At 60.4% G+C, this 17980-nt stretch carries 21 protein-coding genes; 10 read left to right on the forward strand and 11 right to left on the reverse strand.

Annotation, left to right across the window (positions count from 1 at the left end):
• Nucleotides 1-36: 36 nt before the first annotated feature.
• Complete coding sequence (locus C3F38_RS13535) at nucleotides 37-678, reverse strand: NAD(P)-dependent oxidoreductase (protein ID WP_047727649.1); 642 nt, start codon at nucleotides 676-678, stop codon at nucleotides 37-39.
• 139 nt (nucleotides 679-817) lie between these two features.
• On the opposite strand from C3F38_RS13535, the gene C3F38_RS13540 reads away from it, so the two are divergent.
• The 3 genes from C3F38_RS13540 (at nucleotide 818) to C3F38_RS13550 (ending at nucleotide 3004) form a co-directional block, all read left to right on the forward strand.
• A complete protein-coding gene (locus C3F38_RS13540) occupies nucleotides 818-1747 on the forward strand; it encodes a LysR substrate-binding domain-containing protein (RefSeq protein WP_187135399.1) in 930 nt (309 codons plus the stop codon).
• Nucleotides 1748-1768: 21 nt separating this feature from the next.
• On the forward strand, nucleotides 1769-2008 hold the full coding sequence (locus C3F38_RS13545) for a DUF1289 domain-containing protein (protein ID WP_019455980.1): 240 nt from the start codon (nucleotides 1769-1771) through the stop codon (nucleotides 2006-2008).
• A gap of 99 nt (nucleotides 2009-2107) precedes the next feature.
• Entirely contained in the window at nucleotides 2108-3004 is an 897-nt protein-coding gene (locus C3F38_RS13550; protein WP_038874812.1) for an aldo/keto reductase family oxidoreductase, read from the forward strand.
• Between the two features lie 63 nt (nucleotides 3005-3067).
• On the opposite strand, the gene C3F38_RS13555 is transcribed toward C3F38_RS13550, so the two are convergent.
• Nucleotides 3068-4912, reverse strand: a complete 1845-nt coding sequence (locus C3F38_RS13555; protein WP_038874815.1) for a polyurethanase — start codon at nucleotides 4910-4912, stop codon at nucleotides 3068-3070.
• 239 nt (nucleotides 4913-5151) lie between these two features.
• Between C3F38_RS13555 and sodC the strand changes: the two genes are divergently transcribed.
• Nucleotides 5152-5673 (forward strand): superoxide dismutase family protein, encoded by a 522-nt coding sequence (gene sodC / locus C3F38_RS13560; protein WP_038874818.1) that lies wholly within the window; start codon nucleotides 5152-5154, stop codon nucleotides 5671-5673.
• Here sodC and C3F38_RS13565 read toward each other — a convergent pair whose 3' ends face one another.
• Genes C3F38_RS13565 through C3F38_RS13575 form a run of 3 tightly spaced genes read right to left on the reverse strand, consistent with a single transcriptional unit; the run spans nucleotide 5674 to nucleotide 8811 of the window.
• Nucleotides 5674-7704 (reverse strand): FUSC family protein, encoded by a 2031-nt coding sequence (locus C3F38_RS13565; RefSeq protein WP_055313107.1) that lies wholly within the window; start codon nucleotides 7702-7704, stop codon nucleotides 5674-5676.
• Nucleotides 7705-7707: 3 nt separating this feature from the next.
• Nucleotides 7708-8571, reverse strand: coding sequence for an HlyD family secretion protein (locus C3F38_RS13570; RefSeq protein WP_038874824.1), 864 nt, complete (start codon nucleotides 8569-8571; stop codon nucleotides 7708-7710).
• 3 nt (nucleotides 8572-8574) lie between these two features.
• Nucleotides 8575-8811 (reverse strand): DUF1656 domain-containing protein, encoded by a 237-nt coding sequence (locus C3F38_RS13575; protein WP_048233582.1) that lies wholly within the window; start codon nucleotides 8809-8811, stop codon nucleotides 8575-8577.
• 180 nt (nucleotides 8812-8991) lie between these two features.
• Between C3F38_RS13575 and slyA the strand changes: the two genes are divergently transcribed.
• The gene (slyA, locus tag C3F38_RS13580) at nucleotides 8992-9423 is read left to right on the forward strand and encodes a transcriptional regulator SlyA (RefSeq protein WP_038874827.1); all 432 of its coding nucleotides are present in this window, start codon (nucleotides 8992-8994) and stop codon (nucleotides 9421-9423) included.
• Between the two features lie 92 nt (nucleotides 9424-9515).
• Here the strand turns inward: slyA and C3F38_RS13585 are convergent, their stop codons facing one another.
• Nucleotides 9516-9980, reverse strand: coding sequence for a glycine zipper 2TM domain-containing protein (locus tag C3F38_RS13585; protein WP_025159710.1), 465 nt, complete (start codon nucleotides 9978-9980; stop codon nucleotides 9516-9518).
• The gene (locus tag C3F38_RS13590; RefSeq protein WP_139108024.1) at nucleotides 9977-10270 is read right to left on the reverse strand and encodes a hypothetical protein; all 294 of its coding nucleotides are present in this window, start codon (nucleotides 10268-10270) and stop codon (nucleotides 9977-9979) included. Before C3F38_RS13590 ends, C3F38_RS13585 begins: the two co-directional genes overlap by 4 nt.
• A 73-nt stretch (nucleotides 10271-10343) precedes the next feature.
• On the opposite strand from C3F38_RS13590, the gene anmK reads away from it, so the two are divergent.
• The 5 genes from anmK (at nucleotide 10344) to pdxY (ending at nucleotide 14913) form a co-directional block, all read left to right on the forward strand.
• Complete coding sequence (gene anmK / locus C3F38_RS13595) at nucleotides 10344-11465, forward strand: anhydro-N-acetylmuramic acid kinase (RefSeq protein WP_055317080.1); 1122 nt, start codon at nucleotides 10344-10346, stop codon at nucleotides 11463-11465.
• Nucleotides 11466-11510: 45 nt separating this feature from the next.
• Nucleotides 11511-11813: an MliC family protein gene (locus C3F38_RS13600; RefSeq protein WP_004931294.1), complete on the forward strand. Its 303-nt coding sequence runs from the start codon at nucleotides 11511-11513 to the stop codon at nucleotides 11811-11813.
• A gap of 88 nt (nucleotides 11814-11901) precedes the next feature.
• The gene (gene pdxH, locus C3F38_RS13605; protein ID WP_038874836.1) at nucleotides 11902-12555 is read left to right on the forward strand and encodes a pyridoxamine 5'-phosphate oxidase; all 654 of its coding nucleotides are present in this window, start codon (nucleotides 11902-11904) and stop codon (nucleotides 12553-12555) included.
• A gap of 139 nt (nucleotides 12556-12694) precedes the next feature.
• Nucleotides 12695-13969 carry a tyrosine--tRNA ligase gene (gene tyrS, locus C3F38_RS13610; protein WP_025302669.1) on the forward strand — a complete coding sequence of 425 codons (1275 nt, stop codon included), beginning with the start codon at nucleotides 12695-12697 and terminating at the stop codon, nucleotides 13967-13969.
• Nucleotides 13970-14052: 83 nt separating this feature from the next.
• Nucleotides 14053-14913, forward strand: a complete 861-nt coding sequence (pdxY, locus tag C3F38_RS13615; protein WP_038874839.1) for a pyridoxal kinase PdxY — start codon at nucleotides 14053-14055, stop codon at nucleotides 14911-14913.
• A 40-nt stretch (nucleotides 14914-14953) separates the two neighbouring features.
• Here the strand turns inward: pdxY and gstA are convergent, their stop codons facing one another.
• From gstA to C3F38_RS13635, 4 genes are all read right to left on the reverse strand, one after another.
• Nucleotides 14954-15559, reverse strand: a complete 606-nt coding sequence (gene gstA / locus C3F38_RS13620; protein WP_055317081.1) for a glutathione transferase GstA — start codon at nucleotides 15557-15559, stop codon at nucleotides 14954-14956.
• Nucleotides 15560-15651: 92 nt separating this feature from the next.
• Nucleotides 15652-16536, reverse strand: a complete 885-nt coding sequence (gene dapA / locus C3F38_RS13625) for a 4-hydroxy-tetrahydrodipicolinate synthase (protein WP_038874845.1) — start codon at nucleotides 16534-16536, stop codon at nucleotides 15652-15654.
• Between the two features lie 361 nt (nucleotides 16537-16897).
• The gene (locus C3F38_RS13630) at nucleotides 16898-17161 is read right to left on the reverse strand and encodes a DUF3811 domain-containing protein (protein ID WP_033638398.1); all 264 of its coding nucleotides are present in this window, start codon (nucleotides 17159-17161) and stop codon (nucleotides 16898-16900) included.
• 95 nt (nucleotides 17162-17256) lie between these two features.
• Entirely contained in the window at nucleotides 17257-17952 is a 696-nt protein-coding gene (locus C3F38_RS13635; RefSeq protein WP_047727645.1) for an HD domain-containing protein, read from the reverse strand.
• Nucleotides 17953-17980: the final 28 nt, after the last annotated feature.

Below are 17980 nucleotides of genomic sequence, written 5' to 3' on the forward strand. Positions count from 1 at the left end.
AAAACGCCAGGCCGGGCGGCCTGGCAATGAGGCAGTTTAGTAGGCGGCGGTGAACTGTGCGCGAATAAACTGTGGTTTTTCAATCTCATCGACGATGGCGACCGCCAGGTCTTCCACCGAAATGCTGGCCGGCGCTTCGCCGTTCATCAGCAGCTGGGTGGTGCCGAGGCGGAACTGACCGGTACGTTTACCCGGTTCCAGCAGGGCGGCCGGCGAGAGATAGGTCCAGTCGAGCACCGATTCATTGCGCAGCTTGTTGCGCAGATCGCGTACCGCCTGCGCGCCGGGGCGGATATTTTCCGGGAACTGCGGCGTATCCACCAGTTCAACGCCCGGCGCCACTTCCAGGCTGCCGGCGCCGCCGACCACCAGCAGGCGCTTGACGCCGGCCTGTTCGACCGCGGTGAGGATCTGTTGGGCGCCTCGAGCGGTCTTTTCATACAGGTTGTCTTCGCCCCAGCCGGGGTTGTAGGCGCTGATCACTGCATCCTGACCGCGCAATTGCCCCGCCAGCCAGGCTGTATCGGCAACGTCGCCCAGTGCGACGGTCAGATTGGCGTGCTCCGGCAACTCTTTTTTCTGGCGGGCGATCGCCGTCACCTGAATGCCGCGAGCCAGCGCTTCATCCACCACGCGGCGGCCAACAAAACCGGTTGCTCCAATAATGGCTACTTTCATCTGTATGCTCCTTCGGGGATGTGTTCAGTATCATGAAGCAGGCCGATATGCCTGCTGCGTGGTTTATACTCTAGCCCTTAACAATAGCCGTGATTAGTGCCATATTCATGCTTTCTTGATTAAGTAAAACTTCATAATCGTGGATAAACTCAATCGAATGGCGATATTCGCCACCGTGGTGGCGGAGGGATCGCTGGCCGGCGCGGCGCGGCGGCTGGGCATGACGCCGTCGGCGGTCAGCCAGCATATGCGCTCGCTGGAGAAAGCGCTCGGGGTGCCGCTGCTGCACCGCTCCACCCGTCGTCTGGCGCTGACCGAGGCGGGGGCGGCGTTTTACCCCGGCTGCGAGGCGATGCTGCAACAGGCGCAGCAGGCGGAGCAGCGGTTGGCGGAGCTACGAGATACGCTGGTGGGCGAGCTGCGCATTGCCACCCCGGTCGGCATCGGCGGCCGATCGCTGGCGGAGGCGCTGGCGCCGCTGCTGCAGGCGCATCCCAAGCTGACGCTGCGGGTGCTGGCGGACGATCGCATCGTCGATATGATAGAGCAGCGGGTCGACATTGCGCTGCGGGCCAACCGGCAGCTGGCGGACGCCAATATGATCGCGCACCCGCTCACGGCGTGGCCGATGGTGCTGTGCGCCGCACCGCGTTATCTCAGCCAGCATGGGGTGCCGGAAAAACCGCAGGATTTGGTGCAGCACCGCTGGATCTCCAGCGGCTACAGCGGGGCCCATCTGGATCTGCTGCACCAGTCCGGCCAGCAGGTTAAGCTGCGGCTGGCGGAAGGGCAGATCGTCAGCGAGAGCATGAACGTGATGCGCGCCTTTACCCGCGCCGGGCTGGGCATTTCCATTCAGCCGCTGTATGAAATTGGCGACGAGCTTCAGCGCGGCGAGCTGTTGTTGCTGTTGCCGGAGTGGCGGCCGGCGCCGCTGCGGCTGCACGCGCTGACGCTCGAGCGTAACGTGCCGGAGAAAAGCCGTCAGGCGCTGCGTTATTTGCGCGACTATTTTCGCCGCAATGGCGAAAAGGGACTTGCCAGCGGCGGCGATGGCGTCTTCAATTAGCAAGAGAACGCAGGAGGCCCCGTGGCGCAGCAGCTTGAATTTTTCGACATCCCCAGCCCGTGTCGTGGCATTTGCCAGGCCGACGATCGCGGATTCTGCCGTGGCTGCCTGCGCAGCCGCGAGGAACGCTTCGGCTGGATGAGCATGAGCGACGCGCAGAAGCGCGAGGTGCTGCGCCTTTGCCGTCAACGCTTCCTGCGCCTGCAACGCGCCAATAAAGCGCCCGACGAGCCGCTGCCGGAACAGCCGTCGCTGTTTTAACCTTTCCTGATCTGCCGCACGTTCGTGTGGCTTACCGCTTCCCTGTGCCTCACCGGCTTGTGTATGCTGGCTGACAACTAATGTCATGAGGTTTTCGCAATGGTAGAACGTATACGTCTCGCGCCGCAGGGGCCTGAATTTTCCCGCATGATTTGCGGTTACTGGCGGTTGATGGAATGGGGCATGTCGCCGCAGCAGCTGCTGACGTTCATCGAACAGCATGTTGAACTGGGCGTCACCACCGCCGACCACGCGGATATCTACGGGGGTTACGCCTGTGAACAGGCGTTCGGCGACGCGCTGCGCCTGAAGCCGGCGCTGCGCCAGTCGCTGGAGCTGGTGACCAAGTGCGGCATCGCCACCACCGCCAAGCCCGGCAATCCGATCGGCCATTACATCACCGACCGCGACCATATCGTACAGAGCGCGGAACAATCGCTGCGCCATCTGCATACCGACTACCTCGATCTGCTGCTGATCCACCGGCCGGATCCGTTGATGGATGCCGACGACGTGGCCGAAGCCTTCGTCGCGCTGCATAAAAGCGGCAAGGTGCGCCATTTCGGCGTTTCCAACTTTACGCCCGCGCAGTTCCAGCTATTGCAGTCGCGCCTGCCGTTCACGCTGGCGACCAACCAGGTGGAGATCTCGCCGATTCACCAGCCGGCCATTCTCGACGGCACGCTCGACCAGTGCCAGCAACTGCGCATCAAGCCGATGGCCTGGTCCTGCCTGGGGGGCGGGCGCCTGTTCAACGACGCCGAGTTCCAGCCGCTGCGTGACGAGCTACAGCGGGTGGCGCAAGAGATCGGCGCCGATACCATTGAACAGGTGGTGTACGCCTGGGTGATGCGCCTGCCGTCGTCGCCGCTGCCGATTATCGGCTCCGGCAAGATTGAGCGGGTGCGCTCGGCGCTGAAGGCGCAGAAGCTGGTGCTGAATCGCCAGCAGTGGTTCCGCATTCGCAAGGCGGCGCTGGGGTATGACGTGCCTTAAGGCGGAGCAAAAAAAAGAGGAAAGCCGGGCGGCGAAAGCGCCCGGCTTTTTTTACGCCGCTCCTTAGGCCAACACCACCTGATCGGTGTTGAAGTGATCGAGCGAAACGCCGATCAGCGTGACCTGGCTGTGGCCGAAGGCCAGCACCAGATCGTCGTTTTGCTGCGTGGCGTAGTCGCGGATATTCCCGCTGGCGCCTTCGGTGCCAATAAACACCAGCTTATCGGTGGCGTTGAAGCCATACAGCTGGTCGCGGCCAAAATCGCCGCTGAACAGGAAGGTATTGCCGTTGCCGACGCCCTTCAGGATGTCATCGCCGCTGCCGCCGACGAAGGTCAGGTTGCCGCCGGCATGGCCGATCAGCGTGTCGTTGCCGGCGTTGCCGAACAGCCAGGCATCGTGGCTGCGAGCCTGCAGGAGGTCATCGCCGTCGCCGCCGGTGGTGGCAGCGGCATAGGCTTTGAGGCCCGAATCCGATTTCAATCCGGCCGCGGTCACCTGATGATCCACCTCTTTGTTGAAAATCAACCAGGAGGTTTCTTTGCTGCGCAGGGTGCTGATGTCGTCCGCCAGCGTAATGCCGCCTTTGGCGTCGCGCAGGTAAAGCGTATTGCCATCGTAGGCGACCTCGGTGTTCTTCAGCGCCTGCTGGGTATCGAAGATATTGTGGCCTTTGCCGCCGGCAATCAGGTTGTAGCCGCCGGCGTCGCGGAAGATATCGTTGCCGTCGCGGCCCTCGAGATAGTCGTTGCCTTTGCCGCCCTTGATCAAATCATTGCCGTCGCTGCCGATGATAAACGTCGGTCCGCTGTGCGTCTCCGCGTTGCGGTTCAGGTCTTGCACCCAGGTATTGCCGCGCGTCACGTTCGACAAGTTGGAGACGATGATGGTCGAGTCCTTGTCGGTCAACGAATAAAATTCGGAGTTCAGCACCCGCATCAGCCCGTCCTGATAGAAGAACGGCAGGTGCGACAGCCAGGCCGGAATGTTGAGAATGGAAAACGGCAGCAGGTTCCAGGCGTCCGACGCGTAATGGTCGTTGAAGTTGACGATATTGTTGGTGGCGGAGGCGTGCGGCGCATCGTGTACGCCCAGTGACGGCAGGGTTAGCGAGGTGCCGTCGAGCGCACGGAACACCGGATCGTTTTCGTAGCCGATGTTGATCACCTTGCCGCCGGCTTCGTACTGGGTCGGCGAGGCGAAGGCAACATAGTTGGACTGCGCGTAGAAGCCGCCCCAGTTGGCGTCGCTCTGAGCCGCCATGCTGTTGACCGCCAGCCCGCCGAGGCTGTGGCCGCTGACCACCACGTCCTCGCCGCTCAGCCCGTGCGCCTGCGCGAACTTCGCTACGTCGCCCAGCAGATTGCCGAAGGCGTTCAACGTGTAGCCGTCAGCGTAGCCTTTCGGCCCGAAACCGGCCAGCAGATCGTTAATCACATCGCCGATGGTATCGCCGATCAGCGACTCGCGTGGGCCGCTGGTACCGCGAAATGAGATGCCAATGGCGGTGAGATTGCCTTCGCTGTCATATTTGCCCAGCACCTCGGCCTGAGCGGTGGTGTAACCGGCGGTCTCGCCGTAGTAGGTGCCGCGTGCATCGGTTTTGCCGGCGTAACCCAGCTGCGCGGCGCTGATGACCGACCAGCCGGCATTGTTCACCGCCTCCTGCGCGGCCTGTTCTGAGTCGGGGTTCCAGGGAAGGCCGGGCAGGCCGCCCTGCGATTGGGTGCTGCCGATGAGCGCGGTGATCAGCGTCAGCGGCAGGCCCAGCCCGAAGCCGGTCTGGTGGTAGCCTTCGTCGAAGCCGTTATCGATATTGTGGTAAGCGTAGGTAGAGATGGCCAAGGCGTCGGAAAACAGCGTTTTCGACGCGTTTTCGTCCAAATCCTTATAGCTAAAGATGCCCATATCAGTTCCTTATGAATTATGCCGCCTGGCCGGGAGTGCACTCTCATGCGTCGGCGGTGGAAACAGGGAAACACGTTAGCCGAACGACAGCTGGTCAGAGGACCAACATCGGTAGAAATAGTATTAGCCCTAAATATTAGGTTTGCGAATCAAATTGGCGAGATTGTGCGTTGGTTAACAGCGCCTGCGCCGGCTCTCCTATACTGAAAGCTCAGCAGAGACATTAAGGAGACTGATTGATGAAACGTTATTGGTATGCAGCACTTGGCCTGATGGCGTGTGGCGCGGCTCAGGCGGCGACAACCGACGTCGAAATGCACCTGGTGACCGGGCAGGGGATCGGTCAGGATATCGGCAAGGTGGTCATCAGCGAAACGCCGTACGGCTTGCTGTTCACGCCGAGCCTGAAAGCGTTGCCGGCCGGGGTACATGGCTTCCACGTGCATGAAAAAGGCAGCTGCGAGCCGGGTATGAAGGACGGCAAAGCGGTGGCGGCGCTGGCGGCCGGCGGGCATTTTGATCCGCAAAAGACCGGGAAGCACCTCGGGCCGTATGCCGACGGGCATCTGGGCGATTTGCCGGCCATCTATGTGACCGCCGACGGCATGGCGAACTATCCGGTGTTGGCGCCGCGGCTGAAAAAAATCAGTGACATTGAGGGCAAGGCGCTGATGGTGCACGCCGGCGGCGATAACCACTCGGATCACCCACTGCCGCTCGGCGGCGGCGGTGAGCGTTTCGCCTGTGGGGTGATCAAGTGATCACCCGCCGCTAACGGCCGGCGCGGTGGCGGGCTGGCCCATCGCCTGCTGCAACTGCTGCAGCGAGCAGTAGAGTCGCCAAATCAGGCCGGCCAAATCGCGTGCCGCCTGTTCCGGGTGGTGCGCCAGCGCGTTGCTCATGCGCAGCAGCTCCTGCAGCGTGGCGTCCAGCGAACTGTGCTGCACGCCTTTCTCCGTCATGATACCGCGCAGGCAGTGGATGCAGACATCGCGCACCGTCGACAGCGGGTCGGAGCGGGTTTGCCAGTCGCGCAGCTGCCAGACGATATGGCTGCAGTTGAGCAGCACCACGCCCCAGCGCAGCAGCCAGGTGCGCGCTTCCTGATCCTGACTTTGATTGAGCTGGCTAATGCGATGGTAGATCAGCGATTCGAACTGGCTTTCGCTCTGCTGCGGCCGTTTGCTCAACTGATCGATAAAATCGCGCCGCAGCGCGCGGATAATGCGGCGGCTTTTTCGTTTGTCCGAGCTGGGGCGCAGGATCTGAAACGCCAGCCCGGCCAGCAGCACGCCGACGACTTTAGCGATGTTATCATTGATGAAAGACTGGTAGTCATAGCTCGGTGGGTTGCTGACGGTCAGGAACGACCCCATAAAGACGATCAGCTGCCCCCAAAGCGCGGCATAAGGCGGGTTCTGCAGCTTGAGCATCTGCATGGTCACCAGGATCGGAAACAGGAAGGCGCAGAACACCCAGAAGTCGTCAATCTGGATCATCAAACCGAATTTCACCACGAAGCAGACGACCGAGAGCAGCAGCACCGCCTTGAGCAAGGTGCTGACGCTGTTGATCGGCGAAGGCGTCGAGGAGTAGAGCACGCAGCTGATGGCGGTGAGCGTCAGCGCCGCGCTGCCGGCGTCCCACTGCGTGTTGATCCAATAGGCGCAGCCGATCACGATGCACAAAAAGGTGCGCAGACCGTTGTAGGCGGCTTCGTAGCTGTCGGTATGGCGCGCCAGCGAGGTGACGCGCGGCGGCTGGAGCTCGCTGACCGCCGTGGCGCTCTCCAGCCGCTGCAGCCAGCGGTTGCAGCGCAGGTAAAGCCAGCAGAAATGGCGCAGGCGCAGCCAGAAGGCGCGATGGCGGTAGTCCGTAGGGTCTTGCGGCGCGATCTGCTGAAGCAGGCGCGCCAAACGGTATTTGTCGGTGGCGGGATCGCGCAGCTCGTCCAGCAGTTGCGTTATCACCGGCATCAGATTGGCGGGGCGATCCGGCCAGTTCAGCAGCATGCGGCGCAGGCTGGAGATAACGCTGGTAATGCGCAGCTGCTGGTGCAGCAGATAGTTGAGCAGGTTATTTTGCCGCCGCAGCCGGTAGTGGCTCCAGAACGCCTGAATACGCAGCAGGTTCATGGTCAGGATCTGGCCGATGACCCCTTCGTGCGAGGTGCGCATCTGGGCGGTGATCTCCGGCTGCCACAGCATGGCGGCGTGCTCCAGCAGGCGTAGCTGCATGCGCCGCAGCGAGGTCAGCAGCGCTTCACCGTCGGAGGTACTGGGCAGGATCATCATCATCAACCCGCCGCACAGAATGCCGGTGATCACTTCGCAAACCCGCGCCTGCGCGATATCGAAAATCTGCTGGGTATCGGTGACGTTGACCGTGCCGAAGGCGATGATGGCGGCGGTATAGCCCGCCAGCGCGAACGCGTAAGAGACGTTGTTTTGGTAATGGTTGGAGATATAGGTGCACAGCCCGATCCAGGCGGCGATGAACAGCGTAAACAGCCAGGGATCGTTCAGACAGTGGCCGGCGATCGCCACCGACGCGGCGGCACCCATCAGGCTGCCGAAGATGCGGCCGATGCTTTTGCTGATCACGCCGCCGACGGTGGGGAAACTCACCACCGCTGCGGAGGTGAGCGCCCAAGAGGGCTCGTCGAGCTCGAGCACGAACGCCACCCACAGCGCGAGACACATCGCCAGCGAATTGCGCAGCGCATAGCGCCATTGGCCGCCGGTCGCCTTACCCCAGGGGGTACGGCTCCACTCCAGAAAGGGCAGGTTCACACTTTAGTTCCGCTGATGAATCGAAATGGTGCAGGTGGTGCCGGCGACCAGCGTCAAATCGGCGGGCACGTTGAGCAATTTTATCCGTACCGGCACGCGCTGAGCCAAACGCACCCAAGGAACATTAGGCTTAACGTCCATTAATAGATCGTTGCTGCTGTCGACGCTCTGATCGTAAATGGCGCGGCCGATGCTCTCTACTTCCCCCTGCAGCGGCGTGTTGCCGTTATATAAAACGATGTCCGCTTTATTGCCTTCTTTTATATGCTTCAGCTTGGTTTCTTCGAAATAACCGAGTACATAAAACGAATGCACATCCACCAACGCCACCAGCGGCGTACCGGCGTTGGCGTAGTTCCCGACCCGCGCCTGCAGATTGGTGATATAGCCGTCGGTTGGCGCGTAAATTTTGGTTTTGCTCAAATTCCATTTGGCCTGTTCCAGGTTGGCCAGGGCGGCTTTATAGGCGGCCTTCATTGCCTGAGCGGCTAAATTGGACGCGTCTAAATCTTCAGCGGAAATAACGTTACGCGGCAAACCGCGGCGGCGAGCGGCCTCGTGGTCTGCCTTGGCCAGATCGGATTGCGCTTTTGCCACCGCGGCCTCGGCATTGTCCAGCGCGATCTGGTAGGGCACCGGGTCGAGGGTAAAAATCAGACTTCCCGCAGGTACGAACTGATTGTCATTCGCGCTTATTTTCTCTAATCTTCCAGAGACTTCAGGGGTGATATTGACGAGTTCGGCGCGCACTTTTCCATCACGGGTCCATGGGGATTGCATATAATAATTCCAGAGCCACCAACCGGCGCAGACGGCAATGGCGCAGACGATCACCGTAGAAAAGTATTTTAATGTTTTATGCCGCATGGGTTACCAACTCGCTAAAATCCATAAGGAACCGCTGACGGCCAGCACGAAAATGGACAGGTCCATCAACATGGGATGCCAGAGTTCACCGGAATACATCCAGTCTCTCAGCAGCTGATGAATCAGCAGCCATAAGACCAGTCCTAGTAAAAAAGCTTTAAATATAGGTGGAAAATAAAGCGATGCCCCCAGGACCAAATCGGGTAAGGGGGATGAGGTGTGTAACCATGATGTATTCACATTAACAATCCCTAAGGGTGAATATGTTGAATATTTGCATAACGATTAAACAATAGCGGCTAAAAATAGTGGATATTTCCACAATATACATTATATACATTTGTGTTTTTAATGTGAGTTACCCAAAATAGTCTAAACTCTGGGAGGTAATGTTAGCATGCTAATTATAAGGAGGGGGAAGTGGAGTCAACATTAGGTTCAGATTTAGCACGATTAGTTCGTGTTTGGCGCGCGCTCATCGATCATCGGCTCAAGCCGTTGGAGCTGACCCAAACGCACTGGGTCACTTTGCACAATATCAATCGTTTGCCGCCGGAGCAGTCGCAAATCCAGCTGGCCAAGGCGATCGGTATCGAGCAACCGTCACTGGTTCGTACGCTGGACCAACTGGAGGAGAAAGGACTGATCACGCGCCACACCTGTGCCAACGATCGCCGCGCGAAGCGCATCAAGCTGACCGACGCGGCCGATCCGATCATCAGGGAAGTGGACAGTGTGATCACGTCTACACGCAGTGAGATTTTAAGCGGCATTACCGCCGACGAAGTGCATCTGTTGGTAGGGCTGATTGGCAAGTTAGAACAAAATATCACCGAACTGCAGAACAAATAATAATATTCTTATATTCTACGATTACAGTTTCACAGCATCAGAAATAAAACCGGAGGCGATTGCCTCCGGTTTGCCGTTTGTCGCCGACTGACTTACAGCGGAGAGACGGTGATGGTGTCGCCCATGCGCGCCATGCGCACGCGCTGTCCTGGGCTGAACTTGGTGTCGCCCGCTTTCTGTACCACCACGATGTTCTCTTTCTGGTCGGTTTTGATTTCCAACTCGTAGCCTGAGGTACGGCCGGCCACTTCACCGATGCTGTTGCCCGCCGCGCCGCCGGCGATGGCGCCCGCCGCGGTAGCCAGCGTACGGCCGGTGCCGCCGCCGACGGTGTTACCCAACAGGCCGCCAATCACCGCGCCGCCGATCATCCCCAAGGCGTTGGAGCCTTCGCCGCCCTGGATTTTAACCGGACGCACGGAAACCAGCGTCCCGTAGGTGACGTTCTGCACCTGCTTGGCCTGCGAGGACGAGTAGACATCGCCGGACATGGATTCATTGGCACAGCCGGCCAGCGTAACGGCGGCGACGGCAACGACGAGAAGACGCTTGATCATACAAAACTCCTGATGGTAGTAGTCCATAACCTGGCAATGTTCTCCAGGCAAGATTCAGTGAAAATGATAGACAAAGTATGGCTGAAAGTTGACACACCGCCATGCTCCATCGCTGCACGCAGCTTATCTTTTCTCTGTTCAACCAATAATAAACCGCGGTTTACCTTTATGACAGCCTTGGCCGACATTCCGTTGCCTGTTATGGCACGGTTTAACACATAACATGTGCCACAGCGGCGCCGGGAGGTGGTGTTTGGCTCACGGCCTGTAAAAAAAGCATCATAATTCATGGCGTTAATCCGGCAATTCTGGTTTATTTGTCAGGATAAAATTTGCTTACCGCGCGGGTTAGAGGATGTTGCTATGAAGTCAGGCCGCTATATAGGCGTCATGTCCGGCACCAGTCTGGACGGAATCGATGTGGTATTGGCCGCGATCGACGATCGCATGGTGGCTCAGCAGGCCAGCTATAGCCATCCGATGCCGATGGCGCTGAAAAAAGAGATTCTGGGCATGTGCCAGGGGCAGCAGACCACGTTGGCGGCCGTCGGCCGGTTGGACGCTCAACTGGGCACGCTGTTCGGCGAGGCGGTGCTCGGCTTGCTGAAGCAAACCGGCATCGACGCCGAGCAGATCACCGCCATCGGTTGCCACGGCCAGACGGTGTGGCACGAACCGGAAGGCGAGGCGCGTTTCTCGATGCAGCTCGGCGATAACAACCGCATCGCCGCGCTGACCAATATCACCACCGTCGGCGATTTCCGCCGGCGCGACATGGCCTACGGTGGGCAGGGTGCGCCGCTGGTGCCGGCGTTTCATCAGGCGCTGCTGGGGGATCCCGTCGAGCGGCGCATGGTGCTGAACGTCGGCGGCATCGCCAATCTTTCTCTGCTGTTGCCCGGTACGCCGGTGCGCGGTTTCGATACCGGGCCGGGCAACATGCTGATGGACGCCTGGGTGTGGCGCCACCGCGCGCAGCCTTACGATCAGGACGGCGGCTGGGCCATGCAGGGGCGGGTTTGTTTACCGCTGTTGCAGCAGATGCTGGCGGATCCGTACTTCGCGCTGCCGGCGCCGAAAAGCACCGGCCGCGAGTATTTTAATATCGCCTGGCTGGAGCGGCAGCTGGCCGGATTGCCGGCGATGGCGCCGGTCGATGTGCAGGCCACGCTCACGGAGCTGACCGCCGTCAGCATCAGCGAACAGGTGCTGCTGGCCGGCGGGTGCGAGCGTCTGCTGGTGTGCGGCGGCGGGGCGCGCAACGTGCTGCTGATGGCGCGCCTGTCTGCGCTGCTGCCGGGGACGGAGGTCGGGCTGACCGACGATTTCGGCGTCAGCGGCGACGACATGGAGGCGCTGGCTTTCGCCTGGCTGGCGTTTCGCACGCTGTCTGGCCAGGCCGGCAACCTGCCTTCGGTGACCGGCGCAAGCCGTGAAACGGTGTTGGGTGGGATTTATCCGGTTTTGCCATTGGGGGCCCGTTAGCTCTGTTAGGATAGCCTGTGAAGGATTTTTCTAAGGAGCAACAGCATGAAAAAAGTCATTTTCGTCGCCGGCGCGCTGGCGCTGTCCGGCTGCAGCTACATCCTGCCGCAAAGCAGCCAGACGATGCACTACCAGTGCGGCACTACGCCGCTGACGGTGGCGCTCGACGGCAAGGCGAGCGAAGTCAGCCTGCTGATGGATGGCGAGCAGCTGCATCTCAAGCAGGTGCTGGCGCTGACCGGTGCCAAATACAGCGACGGCAAATACACTTTTTGGTCGAAAGACCGTAACGCCTATCTTGAGCGTAACGGCAAGGTAGTCATGAGCGACTGCGTGTTGACGGAGTGACGGTCGGCGGCGGCGTCGGAGCGATTGAGTTCCTGGCGCCGCAGGCGCAGAATGTAACGACGGATTTTTCAGTTGGTCGATAACCCAGATGATTGAAAAGAATGAGTTTGATGTTGCGGACCTGCGCCGTGAATACACCCGAGGCGGCCTGCGCCGCCACGATCTGACCGCCAATCCGCTCGAACTGTTCGAGCGTTGGTTGAAACAGGCCTGCGATGCCCGCCTGGCCGATCCTACCGCCATGTGCGTCGCGACCGTCGACGAACACGGCCAGCCTTATCAACGCATTGTGCTGCTCAAACATTTCGATGAGCAGGGGCTGGTGTTCTACACCAACCTCGGTAGCCGCAAGGCGCAGCAGCTGGCGCACAACCCGCATATCAGCCTGCTGTTCCCCTGGCACATGCTCGATCGCCAGGTGATTTTCCTCGGCCAGGTGGAGCGTCTGTCGACCCTCGACGTGCTGAAGTATTTCAACAGTCGCCCGAAAGACAGCCAGATCGGCGCCTGGGTGTCGCAGCAATCGTCGCGCATTTCCGCGCGCGGCGTGCTGGAAAGCAAATTCCTCGAGCTGAAGCAGAAGTTCCAGCAGGGCGAGGTGCCGTTGCCGAGTTTCTGGGGCGGATTCCGCGTGAAATTCGACTCCGTCGAGTTCTGGCAGGGCGGCGCCCATCGCCTGCATGACCGTTTCCTGTATCAGCGGGACGGGAATGACTGGAAAATTGACCGACTGGCACCCTGAAGACGGAAAATCCCCTCTAAGCGCTGGTGCTGACGCCGCCGGCGCTTTATTCTATGCGCTACCCTGAATTTTTTATTTCGCCACTGGGCGAAAGGCCGTGTACCGGCAAAGGTGCATTCGTTTATACATGGAGTCATTGATGGCAAGCAGCAACTTGATTAAACAACTGCAAGAGCGGGGCCTCGTTGCCCAGGTTACGGATGAGGAAGCGTTAGCGGAGCGACTGGCGCAAGGGCCAATTGCACTGTATTGCGGTTTCGATCCGACCGCTGACAGCTTGCATTTGGGCCATCTGGTTCCTCTGTTGTGCCTGAAGCGCTTCCAGCTGGCCGGCCACAAGCCGGTGGCGCTGGTGGGCGGCGCCACCGGCCTCATCGGCGATCCGAGCTTCAAAGCGGCGGAGCGCAAGCTGAACACCACCGATACGGTGAACGAGTGGGTTGAGAAAATCCGCAAACAGGTTTCTCCGTTCCTCGATTTCGACTGCGGCAGCAACAGCGCTATCGCGGCCAACAACTACGACTGGTTCGGCGGCATGAACGTGCTGACCTTCCTGCGTGACATCGGCAAGCACTTCTCCGTCAACCAGATGATCAATAAGGAAGCGGTTAAGCAGCGCCTGAATCGCGACGACTCCGGCATCTCCTTCACCGAGTTTTCCTATAACCTGCTGCAGGGCTTCGATTTCTCCGAGCTGTACAACCGCCACCAGGTGGAGCTGCAGATCGGCGGTTCCGATCAGTGGGGCAACATCACTTCGGGTATCGATCTGACGCGTCGCCAGCACCAGAAGCAGGTGTTCGGTCTGACCGTGCCGTTGATCACCAAAGCAGACGGCACCAAGTTCGGTAAAACCGAAGGCGGCGCGGTCTGGCTGGCGCCGGAAAAAACCAGCCCGTACAAGTTCTACCAGTTCTGGATCAACACCGCCGATGCCGACGTCTACCGCTTCCTGAAGTTCTTCACCTTCATGAGCCTGGAAGACATCAACGCGCTGGAAGAAGAAGACAAGAACAGCGGCAAGGCGCCACGCGCCCAGTACGTGCTGGCGGAAGAAGTGACCGGCATGGTGCACGGTGCGGAAGGCCTGGCGGCCGCGAAGCGCATCACCCAGAGCCTGTTCTCCGGCGCGCTGCACGACATGACCGAAGCGGACTTCGCCCAGCTGGCGCAGGACGGCATGCCGACCATCAAACTGGATGGCGACGCCGATCTGCAGCAGGCGTTGGTGAATGCCGAACTGGTGCCGTCACGCGGCCAGGCGCGCACCATGATCGGTTCCAACGCGGTGACCATCAACGGCGAGAAACAGTCCGATGCCGAATACCGCTTCAGCGATTCAGACCGTCTGTTCGGCCGCTACACGCTGCTGCGCCGCGGCAAGAAACACTACTGCCTGGTGGATTGGCAATAACGAATAATGACGGTAAGGGGCCCTGGCGGCCCCTTTATTTTTGGGCAGCCGCCCGGCTGCCGTATTCCGAACGAGTTCTGTCGATGAAAAACATTCTTTCTATCCAGTCGCACGTGGTGTTTGGTCACGCCGGCAACAGTGCGGCGGAGTTCCCGATGCGCCGCATGGGCGTCAACGTCTGGCCGCTGAACACGGTGCAGTTCTCCAACCATACGCAATACGGTCAGTGGACCGGCTGCGTCATGCCGGCCGGCCACCTGACCGAGATCGCGCAGGGCATCGCCAATATCGATCAGCTGAAACGCTGTGATGCGGTGTTGAGTGGCTATATCGGTTCGCCGGAGCAGGGCGACCATATTCTGGAGATCGTGCGTCAGGTTAAGCAGGCGAACCCGAATGCCTGGTATTTCTGCGATCCGGTGATGGGGCATCCGGAAAAGGGCTGCATCGTGGCACCGGGCGTGGCCGAGTTTCACTGCCGCCAGGCGCTGCCGTGCAGCGACATGATGGCGCCGAACCTGCTGGAATTGGAGATGCTGAGCCAGATGGCCGTCGCCGACGTGGCCGATGCGGTGCAGGCCGCCCGCGCGCTGATCGCCAAAGGGCCGCGGCTGGTGCTGGTCAAGCATCTGGCCCGCGCCGGCTATCACGCCGACTGTTTCGAAATGCTGCTGGTGACGGCGGACGAGGCCTGGCACATCAGCCGGCCGCTGGTGGACTTCGGCGCGCGTCAGCCGGTCGGCGTCGGCGATTTGACCAGCGGTCTGCTGCTGGTGGATCTGCTGAAGGGCGAGGCACTGGATAAAGCGCTGGAGCACGTCACCGCCGCCGTGTATGAGGTGATGCTGACCACGCAGGAGATGGGCGAGTACGAACTGCAGGTGGTGGCGGCGCAGGATCGGATCGTGCAGCCGCGCAGCGAGTTCAAAGCGGTCAAACTGTAAGTGGCATTCGGCCCCGGCGACAGCCGCCGGGGCCGAATGTTTACTTCAATCCTTCGGCGTTCAGCGCCGCATCTACCGCCGGGCGCGCCGCAACGCGATCGAACCAGGCCGCCAGATGGGCGTGCTTGCGCACGTCGAACTGCAGGGCAAACGCCCAACGCAACACGGTGAACAGGTAGGCGTCAGCCACGCTGAAACGGCTTCCCAACAGGAAGTGCTGCTTCGCCAGCACCGAATCCAGATAGCTGAACTGCTGCTCCAGCTTGGCGCGCGCGATGGTTTTATATTCCTCGGGCGTTTTCGGATTGAACAGCGGGCTGAATCCTTTGTGCAGCTCGGTGGCGATGTAGTTCAGCCATTCGATCGCGTGGTAGCGCGACAGAGTGCCCGCCGCCGGGATCAGGTTGCGGTCCGGCACGCGGTCCGCCAGGTATTGCACGATCGCCACGCCCTCGGTCAGCAGGCTGCCGTCATCCAGCAGCAGCGCCGGTACCTGTCCCTTGGGGTTGATGGTGAGGTAATCGGCGCCGCTCTCGGTTTTCTTCTGCGCCAGGTCGACCTTCTCCGCCGTAAAATCCAGCCCTGCCTCACGCAGCACGATATGCGGGGACAGCGAACAGGCGCCGGCTTTATAGAACAGTTTCATCGGAAGCTCCTTGTTGATGACGAATGACGGGCATGCTTAACCTCTCATCGTAGTCCCATAGCGCCAAAATTACAGCGGCTTAGCTAACAAATTTAACCGATGATCGCCTCGGCGGGCTGCAGCTGCGCCAGCGTTGCGGCGATCTGCTGCTGCAGCGCCTGCGGCGCCACCTGCATCGGCGAGCGCAGCTCGTTGGCGATCAGCCCCTGCTGGGCCAGCACCGTCTTGACCGGCGCCGGATTGGGGAAGCTGAACATCTGGTGGATCATCGGCAGCAGCTCATAGAAGTTGCTGCGCGCCGCGGCCAGATCGCCGGCGGCGACCTGCTGCGTCAGCTGGACGAAGCGTTCCGGGTGAACATGGGCCGCGGCGGAGATGGCACCGGTGCCGCCGAGGCACAGCGTGGTGAGGATCAGATTGTCTTCCCCGGTCATCACATCGATCTCGCCGTCGGCGATCAGCGCCATGGTGGCGTCAGGGCTGCCGCCGCAGTCCTTGATGGCGACGATGCGCGGGTGGCGTGCGAGCCGGCGCAGCGTGGCCAGCTCCATGGCGATGCCGGTGCGCTGCGGAATGTTGTACAGGATCACCGGCACGGTTGAGGCGTCGGCCAGCTGGGTGAAATAGTCGATCAGGCCGCATTGCGAAGGGCGGATGTAGTAAGGCGCCGGGATCAGCACGCCGGCGATGTCGCGCAGCTGAATGGCCTGCTGCATTTGCAGCGTGGCGACCATATTATTGCCGGACAGGCCCATCACCACCTGATGGGCGGGCGCCACTTCCAGCACGGCATCGAGCACCGCCAGCTGTTCTTCTTTGCTCAGCGCGGCGGCTTCACCGGTGGAGCCGCAGACCACCAGACCCTCGATGCCGGCGTCGAGCAGGTGCCGCGCCAGGCGTTTCACCGCCGGCAGATCGACGGCATCGTGATTGAAAGGGGTAACCATCGCCACCCAAATACCCGAAAATGAGGCCATAAAATATTCCTTCTGTGTGACCGACAGAGAAGCCAGATGAGAAAATTGAAGGCGGGGCGTTGCGTGCCATCCAGTCAGCTCATCTGACGGGACAGCTCGCCCCGGTCAAATGAGCGTCTGTTTCTTCGATTTTACCGCCGCCAAACCGCCAATAGGCAACGCGGGCGTCATCAGCATGTCAGCGTTACGTGGGTAGGCCATGGCAGTCTCGTGAAAAGGGGAAGTGGGGTGATAATGAATAGTCTTCATCAGGCTGTCAATTTACAACAGATTGATAACATTGTTATTCATGATTCGGTAGCGAGGATGAGTTTGGCTAATAAATAAAAATCCCCGCGGCGGCGGGGAGGGTTTGGACGGCTCAGCGCGGCGGGCGGGAGCCGATGGTAGCGGACCAACTGAAGGTGTCGCCGCTCGGCCGGTAGCGGTTGGCCTTGCGTTCCGCGCGCTCAGCCTTGGCGAGTTTCGCTCTGGCGGCCATGATGCGCGTCACCACCTCGTCCTTGACCTTGTGTTGTTCGGCGTTGGTCAGTGGCCTGCCGTGACTTTTGCGTGCCTTGTCCAGTTCGGTTTTAACTTCCCGCTGTTCGCTTTCCGTCATCTCTTTCAACGTCAACTTTTTCATCTGTGCCGCCCGTTCGGTGAAGTTGGTTTTCAGTTTAACGGTGTTATGTGACCGAAAATGTTATGGGCATAACGAAAATGCCCGGTAAGCCCACGTTACACCTCTTCCAGCAGATCGTCGACAAAGCGTCGCATGCGTTCGGTGCGCAGCTCGGCCATGTGCCGCCCGGCGGCGGTCTGGAAGCTGTCTTGCAGTTTGAACAGCTTGGTTTCGAAGTGATCCAGGCTGAAACGTTTGTCGTCGTATTGACGATGTTCGGCACGCGGGTCGGCGGCATCATACAGCGCGCTGCGCATGCGGCCGCCGATATAGAAGCAGCGCGCCACGCCGATCAGGCCAATGGCGTCGAGACGATCGGCGTCCTGCAGGATCCTCGCCTCCAGCGTTTGCGGGGGGATGCCGGCGGAAAAACTGTGCGCTTCGATAGCATGGGCCACCGCCGCGATATCCGCCGGCGCCCATTCCAGTCGGGTCAGCGTCAGCGTGGCCTGCTGCGCCGCCATGCGCGAGGCCAGATGACGCTGCGGCGAGTTTTTTTCCACCGCGACGGCGTCGTGCAGCAGCACTGCCGCGCAGAGAATGCGGCGGTCGCCGCCTTCCAGCTTGCTGATTCGGCGGCAGTTCTTCCAGACCCGGTGCAGGTGCGCGACGTCATGCGAACCGTCGTCCGACTCGAGGGTCAGCGGCAGCAGCGTTTGCGCCAGCGCCTGGTAGGGGGAGAAAGGTTGTAACAGCTCTTGCGTCAGCGAGGGTAAAGACACGTTCAGCTCCTGTTGGGGGAAATCGGTCAATCAGCATAGCCGCGCCGGATGCCGGGAG

Source organism: Serratia sp. SSNIH1 (assembly GCF_002935055.1).
Taxonomy (GTDB): Bacteria; Pseudomonadota; Gammaproteobacteria; order Enterobacterales; family Enterobacteriaceae; genus Serratia; species Serratia nevei.

Excerpts from the sequence above, each read along its gene's own strand:
- gstA (WP_055317081.1), bottom strand. The coding sequence starts at position 15,559 with ATGAAACTGTTCTATAAAGCCGGCGCCTGTTCGCTGTCCCCGCATATC.
- C3F38_RS13555 (WP_038874815.1), bottom strand. The coding sequence starts at position 4,912 with ATGGGCATCTTTAGCTATAAGGATTTGGACGAAAACGCGTCGAAAACG.
- pdxH (WP_038874836.1), top strand. The coding sequence starts at position 11,902 with ATGATTGAAAAGAATGAGTTTGATGTTGCGGACCTGCGCCGTGAATAC.
- C3F38_RS13570 (WP_038874824.1), bottom strand. The coding sequence starts at position 8,571 with ATGCGGCATAAAACATTAAAATACTTTTCTACGGTGATCGTCTGCGCC.
- C3F38_RS13585 (WP_025159710.1), bottom strand. The coding sequence starts at position 9,980 with ATGATCAAGCGTCTTCTCGTCGTTGCCGTCGCCGCCGTTACGCTGGCC.
- dapA (WP_038874845.1), bottom strand. The coding sequence starts at position 16,536 with ATGGCCTCATTTTCGGGTATTTGGGTGGCGATGGTTACCCCTTTCAAT.
- tyrS (WP_025302669.1), top strand. The coding sequence starts at position 12,695 with ATGGCAAGCAGCAACTTGATTAAACAACTGCAAGAGCGGGGCCTCGTT.
- C3F38_RS13600 (WP_004931294.1), top strand. The coding sequence starts at position 11,511 with ATGAAAAAAGTCATTTTCGTCGCCGGCGCGCTGGCGCTGTCCGGCTGC.
- C3F38_RS13590 (WP_139108024.1), bottom strand. The coding sequence starts at position 10,270 with ATGAATTATGATGCTTTTTTTACAGGCCGTGAGCCAAACACCACCTCC.
- C3F38_RS13630 (WP_033638398.1), bottom strand. The coding sequence starts at position 17,161 with ATGAAAAAGTTGACGTTGAAAGAGATGACGGAAAGCGAACAGCGGGAA.
- anmK (WP_055317080.1), top strand. The coding sequence starts at position 10,344 with ATGAAGTCAGGCCGCTATATAGGCGTCATGTCCGGCACCAGTCTGGAC.
- C3F38_RS13535 (WP_047727649.1), bottom strand. The coding sequence starts at position 678 with ATGAAAGTAGCCATTATTGGAGCAACCGGTTTTGTTGGCCGCCGCGTG.
- C3F38_RS13550 (WP_038874812.1), top strand. The coding sequence starts at position 2,108 with ATGGTAGAACGTATACGTCTCGCGCCGCAGGGGCCTGAATTTTCCCGC.
- sodC (WP_038874818.1), top strand. The coding sequence starts at position 5,152 with ATGAAACGTTATTGGTATGCAGCACTTGGCCTGATGGCGTGTGGCGCG.
- pdxY (WP_038874839.1), top strand. The coding sequence starts at position 14,053 with ATGAAAAACATTCTTTCTATCCAGTCGCACGTGGTGTTTGGTCACGCC.